The following is a 17,260-nucleotide window of genomic DNA, read 5'->3' as shown; positions in this document are numbered from 1 at the left end:
TGTTATAGCGCCCGCCCATGCAGCGAGTTGATGGCGCGGGTCCGATCCCGGCGCATCTGGCGGGCGGGATCGTCGCGCTGGGCAATTTCGACGGATTTCACCTCGGTCATCAGGCGGTGGTCGGTGCCGCGGTCGCGCGTGCGCGAGCGGAGGGACGGCCCGCGCTGGTCGCGACCTTCGATCCGCATCCGATCCGCTATTTCCGGCCCGACGCGGCGCCCTTTCGCCTGACCACGCTCGACCAGCGCGAGCGGCTGTTCGCGGCGGCGGGTGTCGATGCGATGCTGGTGTTCCGCTTCGACCCCGAACTGGCGGCGCTGTCGGCGGAGGATTTTGTCGAGCAGCGGCTGCTCGCCGCATTGCGTGTCGGCGGGGTGGTGACGGGCGAGGACTTCACCTTCGGCCAGGCGCGGAGCGGCGACGTGAACGCCTTGCGCGCCTGGGGCATCGCACGCGGCTTTTCCACCGATGCCGTCGCGCCGGTCATGCTGGACGGGGAGACGATATCCTCGAGTCGCATCCGCACCGCGCTGGTCGCCGGACAGCCGCGCGAGGCTGCGCGCCTGCTGACCCGGCCCTTCACCATCGAGGGGGTGGTCCAGCATGGCGACAAGCTGGGCCGCACCATCGGCTATCCGACCGCCAATCTGGACATGGGACAGTATCTGCGCCCCGCTTACGGCATCTATGCGGTGCGCGGGCGGCTGGCCGATGGGCGGGTGCTGAACGGTGCCGCCAATCTGGGCATCCGGCCCAGCTTCGATCCGCCCAAGGAATTGCTGGAGCCGTATTTCTTCGACTTCACCGGTGACCTGTACGGTCAGGGCCTATCGGTCGAGCTGATCGAATATCTGCGGCCCGAGGCGAAGTTCGATTCGCTCGACGCGCTGGTCGCGCAGATGGATGCGGATTGCGCCCGCGCGCGCGCTCTGCTCGCCACGCATAATCCGGCATGACGCGGTAATTCAAACCCGCTAAGGGCGTGTCCCTTATGACCGACGCGCCCGATTACCGCGACACCGTCTTCCTGCCGAAGACCGATTTCCCCATGAAGGCGGGGCTTGCCGCCAAGGAACCGGCGATTCTGGATCGCTGGGCCCGGATGGGGCTGTACGACCGCCTCCGCCGCGAGCGGGCCGGGCGCGAGCGGTTCATCCTGCATGACGGCCCTCCTTACGCGAATGGCGACATTCATATGGGCCATGCCCTCAACAAGGTGCTGAAGGACATCATCGTCCGTTCGCAGACCTTGCTGGGCAAGGACGCGCCCTATGTCCCCGGCTGGGACTGTCACGGCCTGCCGATCGAGTGGAAGGTCGAGGAGGCGTATCGCGCCAAGAAGCTGAACAAGGACGAGGTGCCCGTCGCGCAGTTCCGCGCCGAGTGCCGTGCCTATGCCGACACCTGGGTCGGGACGCAAAAGGCGCAGTTCGAGCGGCTGGGCGTGATGGGCGACTGGGCCAATCCGTACCTGACCATGACCTATGACGCCGAGGCGGTGATCGCGGGCGAACTGCTCAAGTTCGCCGAGTCGGGCCAGCTCTATCGCGGGGCCAAGCCGGTCATGTGGTCGCCGGTCGAAAAGACCGCGCTGGCCGAGGCGGAGGTCGAATATGAGGACATCGTCTCCACCCAGATCGATGTCGGGTTCGAGGTGGCAAGCTGCCCCGAATATCCCGATCTGGTCGGCGCGCTAGCGGTCATCTGGACCACGACGCCCTGGACGATTCCGGTCAACCAGGCGCTGAGCTATGGCGAGGCGATCGACTATCTGCATTTCGAAAGCGCGGGGCGTCGCTATCTGGTCGCCGAGCCGCTGCTGCCCGCCTTCGCCAAGCGGACCGGCATCGCGGTGGAGACTTCCATCGGTCTGGTGAAGGGCCCGGCGCTGGAGGGCGCGACCGCCAGACATCCGATGCACGCGCTGGGCGGCTTCTTCGCCAAGCCCCGGCCCTTCCTGGCGGGGGATTTCGTCACGACCGAGGCGGGTACGGGTCTGGTCCATATGGCCCCCGATCATGGCGAGGACGACTTCCTGCTGTGTAAGGCCAACGGCATCGACCCGGTCTTCGCGGTGCAGGGCGACGGCACTTATCGCGAAGACTGGGCGTGGCTGGGCGGCCAGGGCAGCGTCATCAACAAGAAGTTCGTCTCCGCCGAGGGGCCGATCTGTTCGGACCTGCGCGAGATCGGCGCTCTGCTGTCCGCTTCGGACGATTTCCAGCACAGCTATCCGCATAGCTGGCGGTCGAAGGCGAAGGTCATCTTCCGCGCCACGCCGCAATGGTTCATCCCGATGGACCGTGCCGATGCGACGCTGGTGCCCGACATGGCTATGGCGACCGTCGACCCGATCTCGGGCGTGACACCGCTCCTCACCGTGCCGCTGGGCAATGGCGCGACGCTGCGCCAGACCGCACTCGACGCGATCGAGCGGACCCGCTGGGTGCCCGAGCGTAGCCGCAACCGTATCCGTTCGATGGTCGAGGGGCGTCCCGACTGGGTCATCAGCCGCCAGCGCGCCTGGGGCGTGCCGATCGCGCTCTATGTGAACCGCCAGACCGGCGAATATCTGAACGACAAGGCGGTCAACGCCCGCATCCTCGACGCCTTCCGGGCGGGCGGGGCGGATGCGTGGTTCACCGCCGATCATCAGGCGCTGCTGGGTGCCGACTATAATCTGGCCGATTACGAGCCGGTCAACGACATTCTCGACGTGTGGTTCGACTCCGGCTCGACCCATGCCTTCGTGATCGAGGCGCGCTATGGCGAAGGCACGCGCGCGAACCTCTATCTCGAGGGCTCGGACCAGCATCGCGGCTGGTTCCAGTCGTCGCTGCTCGAATCCTGCGGCACGCGGGGCCGGGCACCCTATGATGCCGTCCTGACCCACGGCTTCGCGCTCGACGGGCAGGGGCGCAAAATGTCCAAGTCGCTGGGCAATGTCGTCGATCCGCTCAAGATCATCGGCGAGTCGGGGGCGGATATCCTGCGCATCTGGACCGCCTCGACCGATTATTTCGAGGATGTCCGCATCGGCAAGGAGGTGCTGGCCACCGCCTCGGACAGCTATCGCAAGCTGCGCAACACCTTCCGCTATCTGCTCGGCGCGCTCGACGGGTTCGCGGAAGAGGAGCGTATCTCGTTCGACGCGATGCCCGAACTGGAGCGCTACGTGCTGGCGCGCCTGACCGCGCTCGACACCGAGTTGCGCCGCGCGGCGGATGCGTATGAGTTCAACCGCTATCTGCGCGCGCTGACCGATTTCGCGAATGAGGATCTGTCGGCCTTCTTCTTCGATATCCGCAAGGACTCGCTCTATTGCGACGCCGCGACCGATCCCAAGCGTCGCAGCTATCGCACCGTGCTCGACATCCTGTTCCACGCGCTGGTCCGCTACGCCGCGCCGATCCTGTGCTTCACGGCCGAGGAAGTGTGGCAGTCGCGCTTCCCTTCGGAGGATGGCTCGGTCCATCTGCTCGAATGGCCGGAACTGCCGCAGCTTGGCGAGGACGAGGCGCTGATGGCACGCTGGACCGAGATCCGGGGCCTTCGCGCCCAAGTGACCGAGGCGATCGAGCCGTTGCGCCGCGAAAAGACCGTGCGTTCGTCGAACGAGGCCGAGGTGACGGTGCCGTCGCTGCCGCTCGAACCCCATGCACTGGCCGAGGCGTTCATCGTCGCGGACGTAAGCCTGGCCGACAGCGTCACGGTGACCCGCACGACGAAGCACAAATGCGGTCGCTGCTGGCGGCATCTGCCCGATGTGGCGGTGGATGGCGAATTGTGCGGGCGTTGCGCCGAGGTGGTCGCGCATGGGTAAGTTCCCCCGGCTGGGGCTGGCGACGGCCTTCGCGCTGTTCCTGCTCGATCAGGTCGTCAAATGGGCGGTCACCGGCCCGCTGGCCTTGCGTGGACTGGGCGATGTCCGCGAAATCGTGGGTTTCTTCAACCTGCGCTTCGTGCCCAATTACGGCATCTCGCTCGGCCTGCTGACCGCCGACAGCAATGCCTCGCGCTGGGCCTTGGTCGCGATGACCGGGGCGATCGCGCTGGCGGTCGGCTTCTGGATGACGCGCGAGCGCAATCCGGTGGATCAGGTCGCGCTGGGCTGTGTGCTCGGCGGCGCGCTGGGCAATATCATCGATCGGGTGCGGTTCGGTTATGTGGTCGACTTCGCCGATCTGCACTTCGGCGAGTGGCGGCCCTTTTTGGTCTTCAATGTCGCCGATGCAGCGATTACGATAGGCGTTCTGGTTCTGCTGGCGCGCGCGCTTCTCGTGCGCGACCGGCCCGCTCCCGTGGAGAAGAGCAATGCGTAAGTTGGTGCCCGTCATCGCAGGTCTGTCCTGCGCCGCGTTGCTGACGGGATGTGGGGCCGGACGTGGCCTGGACCGGGCGCGCCCGGATGAATTCGCCGTCGCGCGCCAGCCCTCCCTGATCATTCCGCCCGACTTCGCGCTGGTCCCGCCCCAGCCGGGTGCCGCTCCCGTCCAGGCGCGCAGCGGCCAGCAGCAGACGCTCGACGCGCTGTTCGGCGGTCAGGCGGCGCGCAGCCAGTCGGAATATGGGCTGGTGCAGAATGCCGGTGCGGATACGGCCGATGCCGGCATCCGCTCCTCGGTCGGCGACCCCGGCACCAATGTCGTCGACAAGGGCGCGACCACCCGCGACATCGTCGCCGCGCCCGAAGGCGACGGCCAGGACGCGCGCGCCGCGACCAACTGATCCCGATCGAATTTGGAAAAGGGGCCGGGGCGCACAGGCTTCCCGGCCCCTTTTTTATGGTCAATAGGCGGGCGGTGCCGTGCCGTCGGCATCGCCGGGGGGCATATTCTCCGGCCCCATCACGAACTTTACCCGGTCGACACAGCCGACATGGCCCTGGGGTGAGGGGGCGAAGCGGGCGCTGCGCAGCACCGCCATCGCCTGATCGCCGAATTCGCTCGAGGGTTCGGCGGCGATCACCTTCATATTGCCCAACTCGCCCCAGGTCGCGACGTCGTAGCTGACGACCGCCCAACCCTCGATCGAGCGCCGCCGCCACGGCTCGGGGAAGCGCAACTGGGGCGGATTGGCCCAGCCATGCTGGTCGGGACAGGTGCTCCCATCGACCTTCGCGTCGTGCAGCGCTGGCGGCATGGCGGGCGCCTCCATCTTCATCGGCGCTCGGTGGAAGGGATAGAAGCAACCGGTCCGCGCGCCCTTGGTGAAGCGCGACGCGCGGATGGCGGCCAGCGACGCCTTGTCGAGCGCGGCATTGCCCGTGCCGCTGAAGACACGGGGGCGGAGGGGCTTGCCGCGTGCATCCAGGTCATAGGCGATCATCGACCAGCTCTGGACGCCGGGTGTCGCAGGAAGCGCCCGGAAATCGGGCAAGTGACGGATCAGCGGCTGGGGATAGGGCATGTCGAAGCAACTGCCCGCCGCGCTCCGTATCCGGTCCCACCCCTCTTTGGGCAACGGGCCGCTGGTCGAATGGATGGTATAGGACATGAGTTCGACCACATCCGCCTGGCCCAGCTTGCTGCCCCACCGGGCGAAGGTGACGGTGCAACCCTGTTGCGGCGCGCCGGAGGCGAAGCGACTGGCCGCCAAGGCGGGGGCGGTATCCTCGGCAAAGGCGACGAACCCCGGCGCATCGCGGGTGATCGACACCGGCCGCCCCGTCGCGTCGATCGCGAATCGATAGGTGACCCGGTCCGGCGAGGTCGGCGTTCCCCAGCTCAGCACATTCCAGGGGCGGCGGATCGGCTGCCCGGGGACCGGATTGGCCCCGCAGCGGACCTCTCCGGGCGTCCAGCCGATGAGGGAGCGATCGGTCGGCGGGGGCGGGACCGTGGCCTGGCCGGGAAGGGCCGACAGTGCGGCGGCGACGATCGCGGCGATGGCGGGGACGGTTACGATCGGGCCTGTGGTTCGGGGCATGGCGGGTGCTTCACTCCCTCGACGATCCGCCGATCTCCGGTCCGGGCGATCCCTCGCGCCCCAGTTCGGGTCGACGTCGCGCAGCTTATGGAGGAAATCGCCCCACAGCCAGTCCCATATGGAAAAGGGCGGCACCGTTGCCGACGCCACCCTTTCACCCCCCGATGGATTTTCGGATCAGAAGGCCGCGGTCAGCGAGAAGACCACCGTCGCATCCGAGATCGAGGCGCCCCCCGGCGTCTGATATTGCGAGAAGTTCGGCTGGATATAGGCCGCCTTCGACTTGGTGATGTCGGTGTCGATGTACGAGACGTTGAAGGTCAGGTTCTTGTACGCCGCGACATCGGCACCCAGCGACCAGTCCCAATAGCTGCCGGTGGGCGATAGGCTGGTGCCGTTGGGGCCCAGGCCCGGATTGCCCTTGGAATAGCCGATATGCGCCTTGGCGGTGATCGGCGTGCTGGGAATGCCGACCGCGCCGTCGCCGGTCAGATAGACGTTATCCCAGCGCTGGCCCCGGCTGTACGAGGTGTTGGAGAAGTTGCCGAGCGAGGTCTGCTTGGGCGCGTAATAGGCGCCGGCGGTCAGCGTCGCGGGACCGGCGGTGCCCGACAGGCGGCCGAAGAATTCGACCACGTCGGTTTCCGACGCGCCGCCCGGATAGGTGTACCAGGTCACGCCCGCGTCGACGGTCGCGGTGCCATAGCTGTGCTTGTACCCGGCAATGCCGTCCAGCTCCATATTGGCGCCGCCGAACGTGCCCCAGCCCGCCAGATTGGAGGCGAAGGTGCCGATATAGAAGCCGCTTTCATGCGCGATGGTCAGCGCGGCCTGGACGGAGGCGTTCTTGTTGGTCTGCGACACGCCGCGAAGGCGATAGTCGGTCAGGATCGCGGCGCTGCCGCTGACCGTGATGGGCGAGGGCGGTGCGGTTTCGGTGCCGCTGTCCTGCGCAAAGGCGGGCGTCGCGGCAACCAGCGAGAGGCCGCCAAGGAGGATCGTGGAGAAGCGCATCGTTTCCCTTTCAAACGGAAATTCGATGTTCTCACCTGCAAGCTCGCATCGGTGCGGCCTCTGTATGTCGGGCGAACCCGGCGGACCGTCTGCCGTAGCGATGTCTGAAATATTGGCAGGCGGTGGTGCACCGCACAAGCATAATCTATCGCATGGCGACATTCATCGCACAGGATGTTGCGCAAATAACACAGATTAAGAGCCTAAATTTTCGTGCCGTTCGCCCGTCGGCAAGGATCGGATATGAATGTCGCGCTGTGGATAAGGCAGGCCGACGCCATGTTCTTTAAACAGGAACCACAGGCGGTTGAGGACATCGGAGCGAACATTGCCGACGCCGCTTTCGGGGTCGCTGATCCAGGCCAGGATTTCATGCTGCAGCGCGTAATCGCCGAAGCCCATCAACCAGACGCCGGGCTTGGGACTTTTGAGCACGCGCGGCGATTCGTGCGCGGCGCGGAGCATCAACTCCTGCGCCAGTTTCAGGTCGCTGTCATAGGCGATCGAAACAGGAATCCGGACGCGGACGTTGCGGTCGGAATAGGACCAGTTCTCCACCTCCTGCGTCATCAGATTCTCGTTCGGGATCAGATGCTCCTTGCCGTCGCGGGTGATGATCGAGACGGCGCGCACCCCGATCTTGTTGACCCAGCCGATCTCGTTCTGGAGCGCGATGACGTCGCCCGGCTTGATCGATCGGTCCATCAACAGGATGATCCCGGCGATCAGATTGCCGATCGTCTTCTGCAACCCGAAACCGATCGCCAGGCCGAAGCCGCCCGAGAACAGCGCCAGGCTGGTCAGGTCGATTTCCAGCAGGTCGGTCGCGAAGAAAAAGGCGATGACGACGATGCCGATGCTGGCGAGCTTCTGCGCCAGCAGCTTCTGGGTCGGATCCAACCCGCGCGCATGGCCGATCCACTGCTCGGTGATGCGCGTGACGGCGCGGGTGACGGCCAGGATCGCGACGATGGTGACCAGCATCGTCACCAGCAGCATTACCGAGAAGCGCCGCGACCCGACGGTGAAGCCGATCTGCTCGGCAAGGCGAGTGACCGGCTCCAGCCCGCCGATCTCGCGGCTGAACAGCGCGACGAAGCAGACGATGGCGAAGACCCAGGCCAGCCAGCGCGGCAGGTTGAGCCCGCGCAGCAACTGGAACCCCGCCCGTGCCACCGACGCGCCCAGCGCCAGCCCGATCGGCACCCCCGCCAAAGACCCCCAGGGCCAGATCGCGCCCAGCGTCATCAGCAGGAAGGCGGCGGCGACATGCCGGGTGATCGCGCAGATGCGGACCTGGATCGCCTCGCCATGGGCGATGGCGAAGCGCTGGATCAGCGCGGCGACATGTGGTCCGACCTTGCGCCCCGCCACCACGCCGCCCGCCAGCATCGCCAGCGTCAGGGCGGCGGCGACCCCGGCCTCGATGGCCTCGGTGCGGGTCGGCAGTTCGATGCCGCTCGCCTGAAGCCATTCGAACAGCGTCATCCGCGCGCCGCCCGGAAGCGGTCCAGCCCCCGGTCGAGATCGGCGATCAGGTCGTCCACATCCTCCAGCCCGATCTGCAACCGAATCAGCGGCCCGGCGAAGTCGCGCCTGGTGACGCTGCGATAGCGGTGCGGATCGGCGGGGATGGCGAGGCTCTCATAGCCGCCCCAACTGAACCCCAGCCCGAAATGGGCGAGCCCGTCGAGCATCGCGGTGCGCGCCGCATCATTGCCGCCGTCGAGGACGAAGGCGAACAGCCCGCTCGAGCCCAGGAAATCGCGCGCGAACACGTCATGGCCGGGGCAGGAGGGCAAAGCGGGGTGAAGCACCTGCGCCACGCCCGGTTGTTCGGCGAGCCACCGGGCGATGGTCAGCGCGCTCGCCTGATGCTGGGCCAGCCGCACGCCCATGGTGCGCAGGCCCCGGCTGCCCAGATAGGCGTCGTCGGGGCTGGCGACCTGCCCAAGCTGGAAACTGGTATCCCGAAGCGCCGCCCAATGCGACGGCGCGGCGGTGACGGACCCCAGCATCGCGTCCGAATGGCCGACGACATATTTGGTGCAGGCCAGCACGGTCAGGTCGATGCCCTTCTCGATCGCCGGAAAGAACAGCGGCGTCGCCCAGGTATTGTCGAGGATCGTCGTGATGCCCTTCGCCTTCGCCACCGCGACGATGGCGGGAATGTCCTGCACCTCGAAGCTGAGCGAGCCGGGGCTTTCGAGGAAGATCGCGCGGGTCGCCGGGCCGATCAGATCGGCGATGCCAGCACCCACCAGCGGATCGTAGAAGCGCGTCGTGATCCCCATCCGCGCGAGCAATCCGGTCGCAAGCCCGCGTGTCGGATCATAGGCGCTGTCGACCAGCAGCAATTCGTCGCCCAGCGACAGCACCGACAACAGCGCCGCCGCGATCGCCGCCACGCCGGACGGGTAGAGGAAGGTCGCCTCCGCCCCCGGCTCCAGGCTGGTCAGCGCATCGGCCAGCGACCATTGGGTGGGCAGGCCCTTACGCCCGTAGAACAGCTTCTCATGCAGGTCGCCCGCGCCGGTGGCGCGCATATGCGCGACATTGTCGTAGAGCACCGTCGAGCCGCGCCAGACGGGGACGTTGACCACGCCCTTGGTCCATTCGGCACGGCGGCCCGCCTGGACCAGACGGGTGGCGGGCTTGATGGGCAGATCGTCGTCGGTCATCGCGTTCAAACGTCTTTCGCTTTGGGGGTGCTGGGGTCGGAGCCCCATTCGGTCCAGCTTCCGTCATAGACGGGCATCGTCGCGCCGATCCGCTCCGCGCCGAACGCCAGGACGCTGGCGGTGATGCCCGAGCCGCAGGTGCCGACCATCGGCACGGTGGGATCGACCCCGGCGGCGGTGAAGGCGGCGGCGATGGCATCGGGCGATTTCCACCGGCCATCGGGTTCGAACAGCTTCGAATAGGGCAGGTTGCGCGAACCTGGGATATGGCCCGGCTCGACGCCGGGGCGCGGCTCCGGCTCGGCGCCCGCGAAGCGTCCGGGCGAGCGCGCGTCGACCAGTTGCGCATCGCCCGCCTCGATATGGGCGCGCACTTCGCGAAGGCTGCGGACGCGGGAGAGATCGGGCTGCGCGACGAACAGGCCGGGAGTGTCGATCGCGTCGGCGGGGCCGACCATGACCGGTTGCCCGGCGGCGCGCCATGCCGCCAGCCCGCCATCGAGCAACGACACCGACTTCGCTCCGAACAGGGTGAGCAGCCACCAGACCCGCGCCGCGCTGTGCAGCGGCGAGCGATCGTAGAGGACGATCCGGTCGGCATGACCGACGCCCGCCGCGCTCATCGCATGGGCGAAGGCGTCCGGCTGGGGCAGGGTCATCGGCAGGTCGCTGTCGGGATCGGCGAGTTTGCCCAGTGCCAGGAAGCGCGCACCGGGAATATGCCCGTCCTCATATCCCCGCCGGGCTTTCGCGTCGCCGGGATCGTCCAGGAAATAGGTGACGTCGAGGATCCGCAGATCGGCTTCGCCTGCGATGGCGGCAAGGTCTTGCGGGGTTAGGAGTGGCGGCATCGGGGCTCCCCTTGATCGATCGCCCGTACCTAGGCGCGTTCAGGGCAGGGTCGCAAGCGTGGGCGCGGTAAGCCGCTCCCGCAGGCGGGAGGGGAGCGGCCAGGGGCGAGGGTGGGGCGTGGCCTTCGACTTCGCTCAGGCTGAACGGCTGATGGGTATGGCCCTTATCCCTAAATCCCGTTCAGCCTGAGCGAAGTCGAAGGCCAAGGGGATCACTATCCCCGATCCAACGCCTCCAAAAACCCCGCCGCCTGCGCCCGGATCGCCTGCCGGTCCTTCTCCGCCATCCGGTTCCAGTTCCGATAGGGCATTGCCATCCGGGGATTCTGGCCGAACCGCTCCTCATGCCGCGCCAGGAAATCCCAATAGAGCGCGTTGAACGGGCAGGCGTCCTCGCCCACCCGCTGCTTCACGTCATATCGGCAAGCTCCGCAATAATCCGACATGCGGTTGATGTACGCGCCGGACGACACATAGGGCTTGGACGCGATGATGCCGCCATCGGCGAACTGGCTCATGCCGATGACATTGGGCAGTTCGACCCATTCATAGGCGTCGACATAGATTTCCAGATACCAGCGATGCACTTCCGCCGGGTCCGCGCCGATCAGAAGGGCGAAATTGCCGGTCACCATCAGCCGCTGGATATGATGCGCGTGCGCGGTGTCGAGCGTCTGTCCCAAGGCCTCGGCCATGCAGTGCATGTCGGTCTCTCCGGTCCAGTAGAAGCCGGGCAGCGGCCGCTTCGCGCGCAGGACATTGCGGTCGACATAATCCGGCCCGACATGCCAGTAGAGCCCGCGCACATATTCGCGCCAGCCGATGATCTGGCGGATATAGCCCTCGACCGAATTAAGGCTGGCGTTGCCGTCCTCATATTCCGCCTCGGCCATGCGACAAAGGTCCAGCGGATCGAGCAGCCCCGAATTGATATAGGGCGACAGGACCGAGTGCCAGAGCTGGTGCCGCCCGGTCAGCATCGCATCCTGATAGTCGCCGAACTTGGGCAGGCCATGCGCCATGAACGCCTCGGCCTGTTTCTGGGCCTCGTCGGCGGTGACGGCATAGGCGAAACCGTCGAGCGAGCCGGGATGATTGTCGAAGCGGGCGGCGACCAGCTTCAGCACGTCGCGGGTGATCTTGTCCGGCGCGAATTTCAGCGGTTCGGGCGGCGTGTCCTTCTTCGGCGCGGGCTTGCGATTGTCGGCGTCGTAATTCCATTTGCCGCCCTCGGGCTTGTCGCCCTTCATCAACAGCCCGGTCTTGCGCCGCATCAGGCGGTAGAAATACTCCATGCGCAGTTCGTTGCGGTCCTTCGCCCAATTCTCGAACTCGGCCTGGGACGCGATGAAGCGGGTGTCGGGGCGGATATCGACGGGGATGCCGAACATCGTTTCCCATGCGTCCAGCATGGCGGCGACGCGCCATTCGCCCGCCTGGGTAACGACGATGCGTTCGGGGTCGTGGCGTTCGACCGCACGCGCGACTTCGCCGGTGAAGCTGCCCGCATTGTCCGGATCGTCCAGCTTGACATAGTCGACCTGCCAGCCCGCCTTTTTCAGCGCCTCGGCATGGTGGCGCATGGCCGACAGGATATAGGCGATCTTGGCCTTGTGATGGCGCACGTACGATGTCTCGTCCGCCACCTCCATCATCAGCAGCACGGTGCGTTTGGGGTCCGCGCCCTCCAGGCTGGACAGATTCATCGACAATTGGTCGCCCAGAATCGGGATCAGCGTTGGCGCTTTGGGCATGGCTGTCCTACATGGCCTTTCATGAAGCATCTCGGCCAGACCAGCGCGCTGCCCGCTTCCCCGGAAGAGGCGGTGCTCGATTATGTTCCCAACCCCCGTCCGGGGCGCACCTACCTGATCCGGTTCGCGGCACCCGAGTTCACCTCGCTCTGCCCGGTGACCGGCCAGCCCGACTTCGCGCATCTGGTGATCGACTATGTGCCCGGCGAGACGATCGTCGAGTCGAAGTCGCTGAAGCTGTTCCTGGGCAGTTTCCGCAACCATGCCGCGTTCCATGAAGACTGCACCGTCGGCATCGGCGAGCGTCTTTTTCAGGAAATGAAGCCCGTCTGGTTGCGCATCGGCGGATATTGGTATCCGCGCGGCGGCATTCCGATCGACGTGTTCTGGCAGTCCTCCGCCCCGCCCGCCGATCTGTGGCTGCCCGACCAGGGTGTGGCGGGCTATCGCGGCCGGGGTTGAGCAAGTCCCGCCGAGATGTCCCGTCAATCTCGGTTTGAAACATCGACAATATTTGAAGCACTGTCTCGCGTCCTGTAACTATGCCCGGCAATTGGCATCGATCCGATGATTGATGGAGGCGGGGCAGTGAAGAAGATATTCAAGTATTTCGCAGTCTTAGTGTCTGTGTTGATCGGGTTGGGGGCTGCGGGTGCGGCCAATGCCAACCCCACCATTCTCATCAATGACTCGAACGGCAACCTTATCTCCTATGACACGGTGACGAAGGGCAGCACGGTGATCAGCAACACCGGTCGCGTGATGTTCGATATCGCGTTGAGTTCCGGCGGCGATCTGCTCGGCGTGAATGGCGGGACGCTGTTCAAGATTTCGCCGACTTCCGGCGCGACCACGGTGCTGGGTTCGCTCGGCGGCTTCGTGAACGGCCTGGTTTTCGGCGCCGACGGGACGCTGTTCGGCTCGGGCAGCGACGCTCTCTACAAGATCGATCCGACCAACGGCCAGACGAGCCTTGTCGGCGCGATGGGCATCCAATCGGCGGGCGATCTCGCCTTCTTCAAGGGTCAATTGTACCTCGCCAGCAATCTCGGGCTTGCGACGGTCGATACGATCACCGGCGCGGCCCGCCTGATCGGCGGGACCACGGACGTGTTCGGATTGGCGGCCACGGCCGACGGGTTGTTCGGCGTGAAGGACAATAATATCCTCAGCATCGATCCGACCACGGGCGTCGGCGTCAGTGTCGCGACGTTCGCGGGCGGCACCGGCTATGGCGCTGGCTCCGTGCCCGTCTCGAACCCGACCGCCGTGCCGGAACCTGCGACCTGGGCGATGATGCTGCTGGGCCTGGCGCTGGTCGGCTATGTCCAGCGTCGGCGCGGCGGTGCGCCGGCCATGACGATCGCCTGAGCCTCCCACCCGCCGCATTGGGGCGGTGGCAGCGAATGGACCGGCCGCGCATCGTGCGGCCGGTCGTTTTTTGGGGTTTTTTGGGATTCCGACCCGCAAGCACATGGCAACGGCTTCCCGGATAGGGAAGGCGGGCCGGAATCTCGGCTCGATGACCTCCGCACGGGCGGAGGCGATAGGAAGAACGGAGTCGGTGCGCGTGAGACATCTGCTTTTGAAGGCCGCGGCTCTGGCGATGGTGGCATTGTCGGGTTGCCAATCCAAGCCCGAGGGCCAGACGGTGGCCAAGGTCGACGGACAGGGCATTACCACCCAGGCGCTGGACGCCGAACTGACGGATGCGCCGCCGAACGTCGACCGGCTGGCGTATCGCAAGACGATCCTGCCACAACTGGTCGATCGCGCCCTGCTGGCGGAGTCCGCGCGAGAAATGGGCCTCGACAAGTCCCCCGAATTCGCAGCGCAGCGGGAGCGTCAGGAGCAGAAGCTGCTGGTCGAGATGCTGGCGAAAAAGCTTGCCGACACCGTGGCGGCGCCGACCGTCCAGGCGACCGACCGCTATATCGCCGCCCATCCCTTCGAATTCGCGCAGCGTCAGAAATTCTACGTCGACCAGATCCGCTTCGCGCAACCGGCCAGCACCCAGGCGTTATTGTCGCTTGGTCAGTTCAGGACGCTGGATGCGCTGGCCGATGGGCTGAGCCGGAGCGCGATACCCTTTACCCGCGATCACGTCCTGATCGACACCGCCTTTCTGGATCCGGCCATCGCGAGCCAGGTCGCCAAACAGCCTTTGGTCGATCCTATCTTGTTGCCCTATAAGGGATTCTATACCGCGAACGCCATTATCCAGCGTCTGCCGACGCCGGTGAGTGGCGATGTGGCGCGTGGGCTTGCGGCGGAGATTCTGCGGCGCAAGTCGATTGCCGACGCCATGGGACAGACGCTGCAAAAGGCCCGCAAGGACGCCGCCATCACTTATCAGCCGGGCTATACGCCGGACGGCAGGTCCTCCACTGCCAGCAAGGCGATCCAGGATGCGACCGAGCATAGGTCCGACGCAGCAACCGCAACCTCTGGCGTGCCCCACTGACCCCCGGAGCGCCGAGCCGAGGCATGATGTTGTTCGGACCCGGATACGGGGTCATCGGGCATCGTGCCGACCATTTCAGACCCGGCGACTCCACCACCGGCCCCGCCCTGGCGTCGACCGGTCCCGTTCCAAAGTTGCAGTGCAGCGAAAATGTAACACGCGCTGCAACCATCGTGCCGACCGCGTGTTAACCGTGTACGAGAGGGGAAGTGCGGGTCGCCGCCAACCCTCGCGCCTGCAAGGACAAGCGAAATGGTGGATGCGAACGGAACCGTGATCGAACGATTGGCGCTGATCGGAAACTTTCTGCCCCGGCAATGTGGGCTCGCCACCTTCACCACCGACGTCTATTCCGCGCTTCGCGACCGATTTCCCGAACTTTCGGTCGATGTCTATGCGATGGATGACCATCCCGGACGCTATGCCTATCCCCCTGCGGTGACCGCCGCCGTCCCGCAGAACGATCGCGGCGCCTATATCGACATGGCACGCCGCATCGATGCCAGCGGGGCGCAGGCCATCTGGGTCCAGCATGAATATGGCATCTATGGCGGCGCGGCGGGCGAGCATCTGCTGGCGCTGCTCGATCGCACCACCCTGCCGGTGATCGCGACGTTGCACACCATTCTCGAAAAGCCTTCCGCCGACGAGCGTCGGGTGATGGAGGGGCTGCTCCGTCGCTGTGCCAAGATCATCGTCATGGCTGACAAGGGCCGTGATATCCTCCAGCGCGTCTATGGCGCGGATCCGCGCCAGATCGCGATGATCCCGCACGGCGTGCCCGACCGCGCCCTGATGTCGCCCGAGGCGCTGAAGCCGCGTTTCGGCTGGGAAGGGCGCAAGGTCGTGCTGACCTTCGGCCTGCTCGCGCCCAACAAGGGGATCGAGACGATTATCGAGGCGTTGCCCGCCGTCGCCGCGCATCACCCGGAACTGCTCTATGTCGTGCTGGGCGCGACCCATCCCAACCTGATCGCGCATGAGGGCGAGGCGTATCGCGACCGGCTGAAGGCGCTGGCCGCAGCGCGGGGCGTGTCGGACAATGTCGCGTTCGTCGATGCGTTCGTCGAGCATGACGAACTGCTCGACTATCTCCAGGCGGCGGATATCTACGCCACCCCCTATTCCAACCCCGCCCAGATCACGAGCGGGACGCTGTCCTATGCGATCGGCGTGGGCAAGGCGGTGATCTCCACCCCTTATGTCCATGCGACCGAGATCCTGGCCGACGAGCATGGCGTGCTGGTGCCCTTCGGCGATGTCGGTGCCTTCGCCCGCGAAATCGACCGGTTGCTGAGCGACCAGGCGGCGCGCGACCATTTGTCGAGCCGCGCCTATGCGCGCGGCCGCACGATGATCTGGCCGCGTCTGGCGGAAGGCGCGATCAAGCTGATCGGCACCGCGATCACCACCCGCCCGCGGCGGATCGCGACGGGCACGTCGGGCGCGTCCAGCGCGATCAAGCCACTTGCCCCCGATCTGTCCGCTGTGGAGCGGATGAGTGATTCGACCGGCATGTTGCAGCACGCCATCTATTCGGTGCCCGACCGTCGCCACGGCTATTGCATCGACGACAATGCCCGTGCGCTGATCTTCATGACGCAGGCGCCGGATATAGATCCTGTCACGCGCGACAAGTGGACGACCATCTACGCCTCGTTCCTGCAATATGCCTGGAACCCGGAGGCGCGGCGCTATCGCAACTTCATGCGCTTCGACCGGAGCTGGTGCGAGGATGTGGGATCGGAGGATTCCAACGGGCGCACCCTCTGGGCACTGGGCGTGACCGCGCGCGACGCGCAACAGTCCAAGCATCGCGACTGGGCGCAGATGTGGTTCGACGCCACCGCATCGCTGGCGCTGGACCTGGGTTCGTTGCGCGCGCAGGCCTTTGCGATGCTCGGGGCCGCCGCGATGCTGGAGGCGCGGCCGGGGCACCAATTGGCGCGCTCGATCCTGGAGAAGATGCCCGACCTGCACCTCGCCCTGCTCGAAGAAGCGCGGCGCCCCGAATGGCAGTGGTTCGAGATCGTGCTCGCCTATGACAATGCCCGCGTGCCCCAGGCGCTGATCGAGGCGGGGCGTGCGCTGGGGCGGCAGGACCTGATCGATTGCGGCATTTCCACGCTCGACTGGATCGTCGGCAAGCAGACCTCGCCCGAGGGCCGCTTCCGCGCGGTGGGCAGCGAGAGTTTCGGCCGTCCCTATGCCGAGCCGCTGCAATTCGACCAGCAGCCGCTGGAGGCGCAGGCGACCGTGGAGGCGTGCCATTCGGCCTATCTCGCGACCCACGACCCGCGCTGGATCGCGGAGGGCGAGCGGGCCTATGGCTGGTTTCTGGGCATGAACGACCTCGACCTGCCGCTGGCCACCGCCAGTGACGGCGGCTGTTTCGACGGGCTGATGCCGACCGGGCTCAACCGCAACCAGGGCGCCGAATCGATCCTGGCGCTGCAACTGGCCAATTGCGCTATCGCAAGCCTTTGCCAATCCGCCTCATCCATGGCAGGAGCCGATCGTCACATCGCCTGATGCGCTGTCGCATGGGGGGATGGGATGAGCGTTTTT

The 17,260-nt window shown here is 66.0% G+C and carries 14 protein-coding genes; 8 read left to right on the top strand and 6 right to left on the bottom strand.

Going from position 1 to position 17,260, the window contains the following annotated elements; translation table 11 throughout:
* Positions 1-17: 17 nt before the first annotated feature.
* The 4 genes from SM191_RS01370 to SM191_RS01355 are packed head-to-tail and all read left to right on the top strand — an operon-like array spanning position 18 to position 4,728.
* Complete coding sequence (locus SM191_RS01370; RefSeq protein WP_306998109.1) at positions 18-956, top strand: bifunctional riboflavin kinase/FAD synthetase; 939 nt, start codon at positions 18-20, stop codon at positions 954-956.
* Between the two features lie 35 nt (positions 957-991).
* Positions 992-3,823, top strand: coding sequence for an isoleucine--tRNA ligase (gene ileS / locus SM191_RS01365; protein WP_341504635.1), 2,832 nt, complete (start codon positions 992-994; stop codon positions 3,821-3,823).
* A complete protein-coding gene (gene lspA / locus SM191_RS01360; RefSeq protein WP_341504634.1) occupies positions 3,816-4,322 on the top strand; it encodes a signal peptidase II in 507 nt (168 codons plus the stop codon). The genes ileS and lspA overlap by 8 nt, the downstream gene beginning before the upstream one ends.
* Positions 4,315-4,728 carry a DUF3035 domain-containing protein gene (locus tag SM191_RS01355; protein WP_341504633.1) on the top strand — a complete coding sequence of 138 codons (414 nt, stop codon included), beginning with the start codon at positions 4,315-4,317 and terminating at the stop codon, positions 4,726-4,728. The genes lspA and SM191_RS01355 overlap by 8 nt, the downstream gene beginning before the upstream one ends.
* A gap of 60 nt (positions 4,729-4,788) precedes the next feature.
* Here SM191_RS01355 and SM191_RS01350 read toward each other — a convergent pair whose 3' ends face one another.
* The 6 genes from SM191_RS01350 to SM191_RS01325 all read right to left on the bottom strand — a co-directional run bounded on the left by SM191_RS01350 (position 4,789) and on the right by SM191_RS01325 (position 12,228).
* On the bottom strand, positions 4,789-5,928 hold the full coding sequence (locus tag SM191_RS01350; protein WP_341504632.1) for a TonB family protein: 1,140 nt from the start codon (positions 5,926-5,928) through the stop codon (positions 4,789-4,791).
* A 177-nt stretch (positions 5,929-6,105) separates the two neighbouring features.
* Positions 6,106-6,942: a TorF family putative porin gene (locus tag SM191_RS01345; RefSeq protein ID WP_341504631.1), complete on the bottom strand. Its 837-nt coding sequence runs from the start codon at positions 6,940-6,942 to the stop codon at positions 6,106-6,108.
* Between the two features lie 195 nt (positions 6,943-7,137).
* Positions 7,138-8,430, bottom strand: a complete 1,293-nt coding sequence (locus SM191_RS01340; RefSeq protein ID WP_341504630.1) for a mechanosensitive ion channel family protein — start codon at positions 8,428-8,430, stop codon at positions 7,138-7,140.
* The gene (metC, locus tag SM191_RS01335; RefSeq protein ID WP_341504629.1) at positions 8,427-9,623 is read right to left on the bottom strand and encodes a cystathionine beta-lyase; all 1,197 of its coding nucleotides are present in this window, start codon (positions 9,621-9,623) and stop codon (positions 8,427-8,429) included. Before metC ends, SM191_RS01340 begins: the two co-directional genes overlap by 4 nt.
* Before the next feature lie 5 nt (positions 9,624-9,628).
* A complete protein-coding gene (locus SM191_RS01330; protein ID WP_341504628.1) occupies positions 9,629-10,474 on the bottom strand; it encodes a sulfurtransferase in 846 nt (281 codons plus the stop codon).
* 215 nt (positions 10,475-10,689) lie between these two features.
* Positions 10,690-12,228 (bottom strand): cryptochrome/photolyase family protein, encoded by a 1,539-nt coding sequence (locus tag SM191_RS01325; protein ID WP_341504627.1) that lies wholly within the window; start codon positions 12,226-12,228, stop codon positions 10,690-10,692.
* A 21-nt stretch (positions 12,229-12,249) separates the two neighbouring features.
* On the opposite strand from SM191_RS01325, the gene queF reads away from it, so the two are divergent.
* From queF to SM191_RS01305, 4 genes are all read left to right on the top strand, one after another.
* Positions 12,250-12,690, top strand: a complete 441-nt coding sequence (gene queF, locus SM191_RS01320; protein ID WP_341504626.1) for a preQ(1) synthase — start codon at positions 12,250-12,252, stop codon at positions 12,688-12,690.
* Positions 12,691-12,849: 159 nt separating this feature from the next.
* Positions 12,850-13,599 (top strand): PEPxxWA-CTERM sorting domain-containing protein, encoded by a 750-nt coding sequence (locus SM191_RS01315; protein WP_341504625.1) that lies wholly within the window; start codon positions 12,850-12,852, stop codon positions 13,597-13,599.
* A 199-nt stretch (positions 13,600-13,798) separates the two neighbouring features.
* On the top strand, positions 13,799-14,692 hold the full coding sequence (locus SM191_RS01310; RefSeq protein ID WP_341504624.1) for a SurA N-terminal domain-containing protein: 894 nt from the start codon (positions 13,799-13,801) through the stop codon (positions 14,690-14,692).
* Positions 14,693-14,944: 252 nt separating this feature from the next.
* On the top strand, positions 14,945-17,224 hold the full coding sequence (locus SM191_RS01305; protein ID WP_341504623.1) for a glycosyltransferase family 4 protein: 2,280 nt from the start codon (positions 14,945-14,947) through the stop codon (positions 17,222-17,224).
* The last annotated feature ends 36 nt before the right edge of the window (positions 17,225-17,260 follow it).

Source organism: Sphingomonas sp. 2378 (genome assembly GCF_038084995.1).
In the GTDB taxonomy this organism is placed as follows: domain Bacteria; phylum Pseudomonadota; class Alphaproteobacteria; order Sphingomonadales; family Sphingomonadaceae; genus Sphingomonas.
The sequence above is the reverse complement of the archived record's forward strand: the minus strand, read 5'-3'. Positions and strand labels throughout refer to the sequence as shown.

Coding starts and splice junctions, on each gene's coding strand:
- SM191_RS01370 (WP_306998109.1), top strand. CDS start 18: ATGCAGCGAGTTGATGGCGCGGGTCCGATCCCGGCGCATCTGGCGGGC.
- ileS (WP_341504635.1), top strand. CDS start 992: ATGACCGACGCGCCCGATTACCGCGACACCGTCTTCCTGCCGAAGACC.
- lspA (WP_341504634.1), top strand. CDS start 3,816: ATGGGTAAGTTCCCCCGGCTGGGGCTGGCGACGGCCTTCGCGCTGTTC.
- SM191_RS01355 (WP_341504633.1), top strand. CDS start 4,315: ATGCGTAAGTTGGTGCCCGTCATCGCAGGTCTGTCCTGCGCCGCGTTG.
- SM191_RS01350 (WP_341504632.1), bottom strand. CDS start 5,928: ATGCCCCGAACCACAGGCCCGATCGTAACCGTCCCCGCCATCGCCGCG.
- SM191_RS01345 (WP_341504631.1), bottom strand. CDS start 6,942: ATGCGCTTCTCCACGATCCTCCTTGGCGGCCTCTCGCTGGTTGCCGCG.
- SM191_RS01340 (WP_341504630.1), bottom strand. CDS start 8,430: ATGACGCTGTTCGAATGGCTTCAGGCGAGCGGCATCGAACTGCCGACC.
- metC (WP_341504629.1), bottom strand. CDS start 9,623: ATGACCGACGACGATCTGCCCATCAAGCCCGCCACCCGTCTGGTCCAG.
- SM191_RS01330 (WP_341504628.1), bottom strand. CDS start 10,474: ATGCCGCCACTCCTAACCCCGCAAGACCTTGCCGCCATCGCAGGCGAA.
- SM191_RS01325 (WP_341504627.1), bottom strand. CDS start 12,228: ATGCCCAAAGCGCCAACGCTGATCCCGATTCTGGGCGACCAATTGTCG.
- queF (WP_341504626.1), top strand. CDS start 12,250: ATGAAGCATCTCGGCCAGACCAGCGCGCTGCCCGCTTCCCCGGAAGAG.
- SM191_RS01305 (WP_341504623.1), top strand. CDS start 14,945: ATGGTGGATGCGAACGGAACCGTGATCGAACGATTGGCGCTGATCGGA.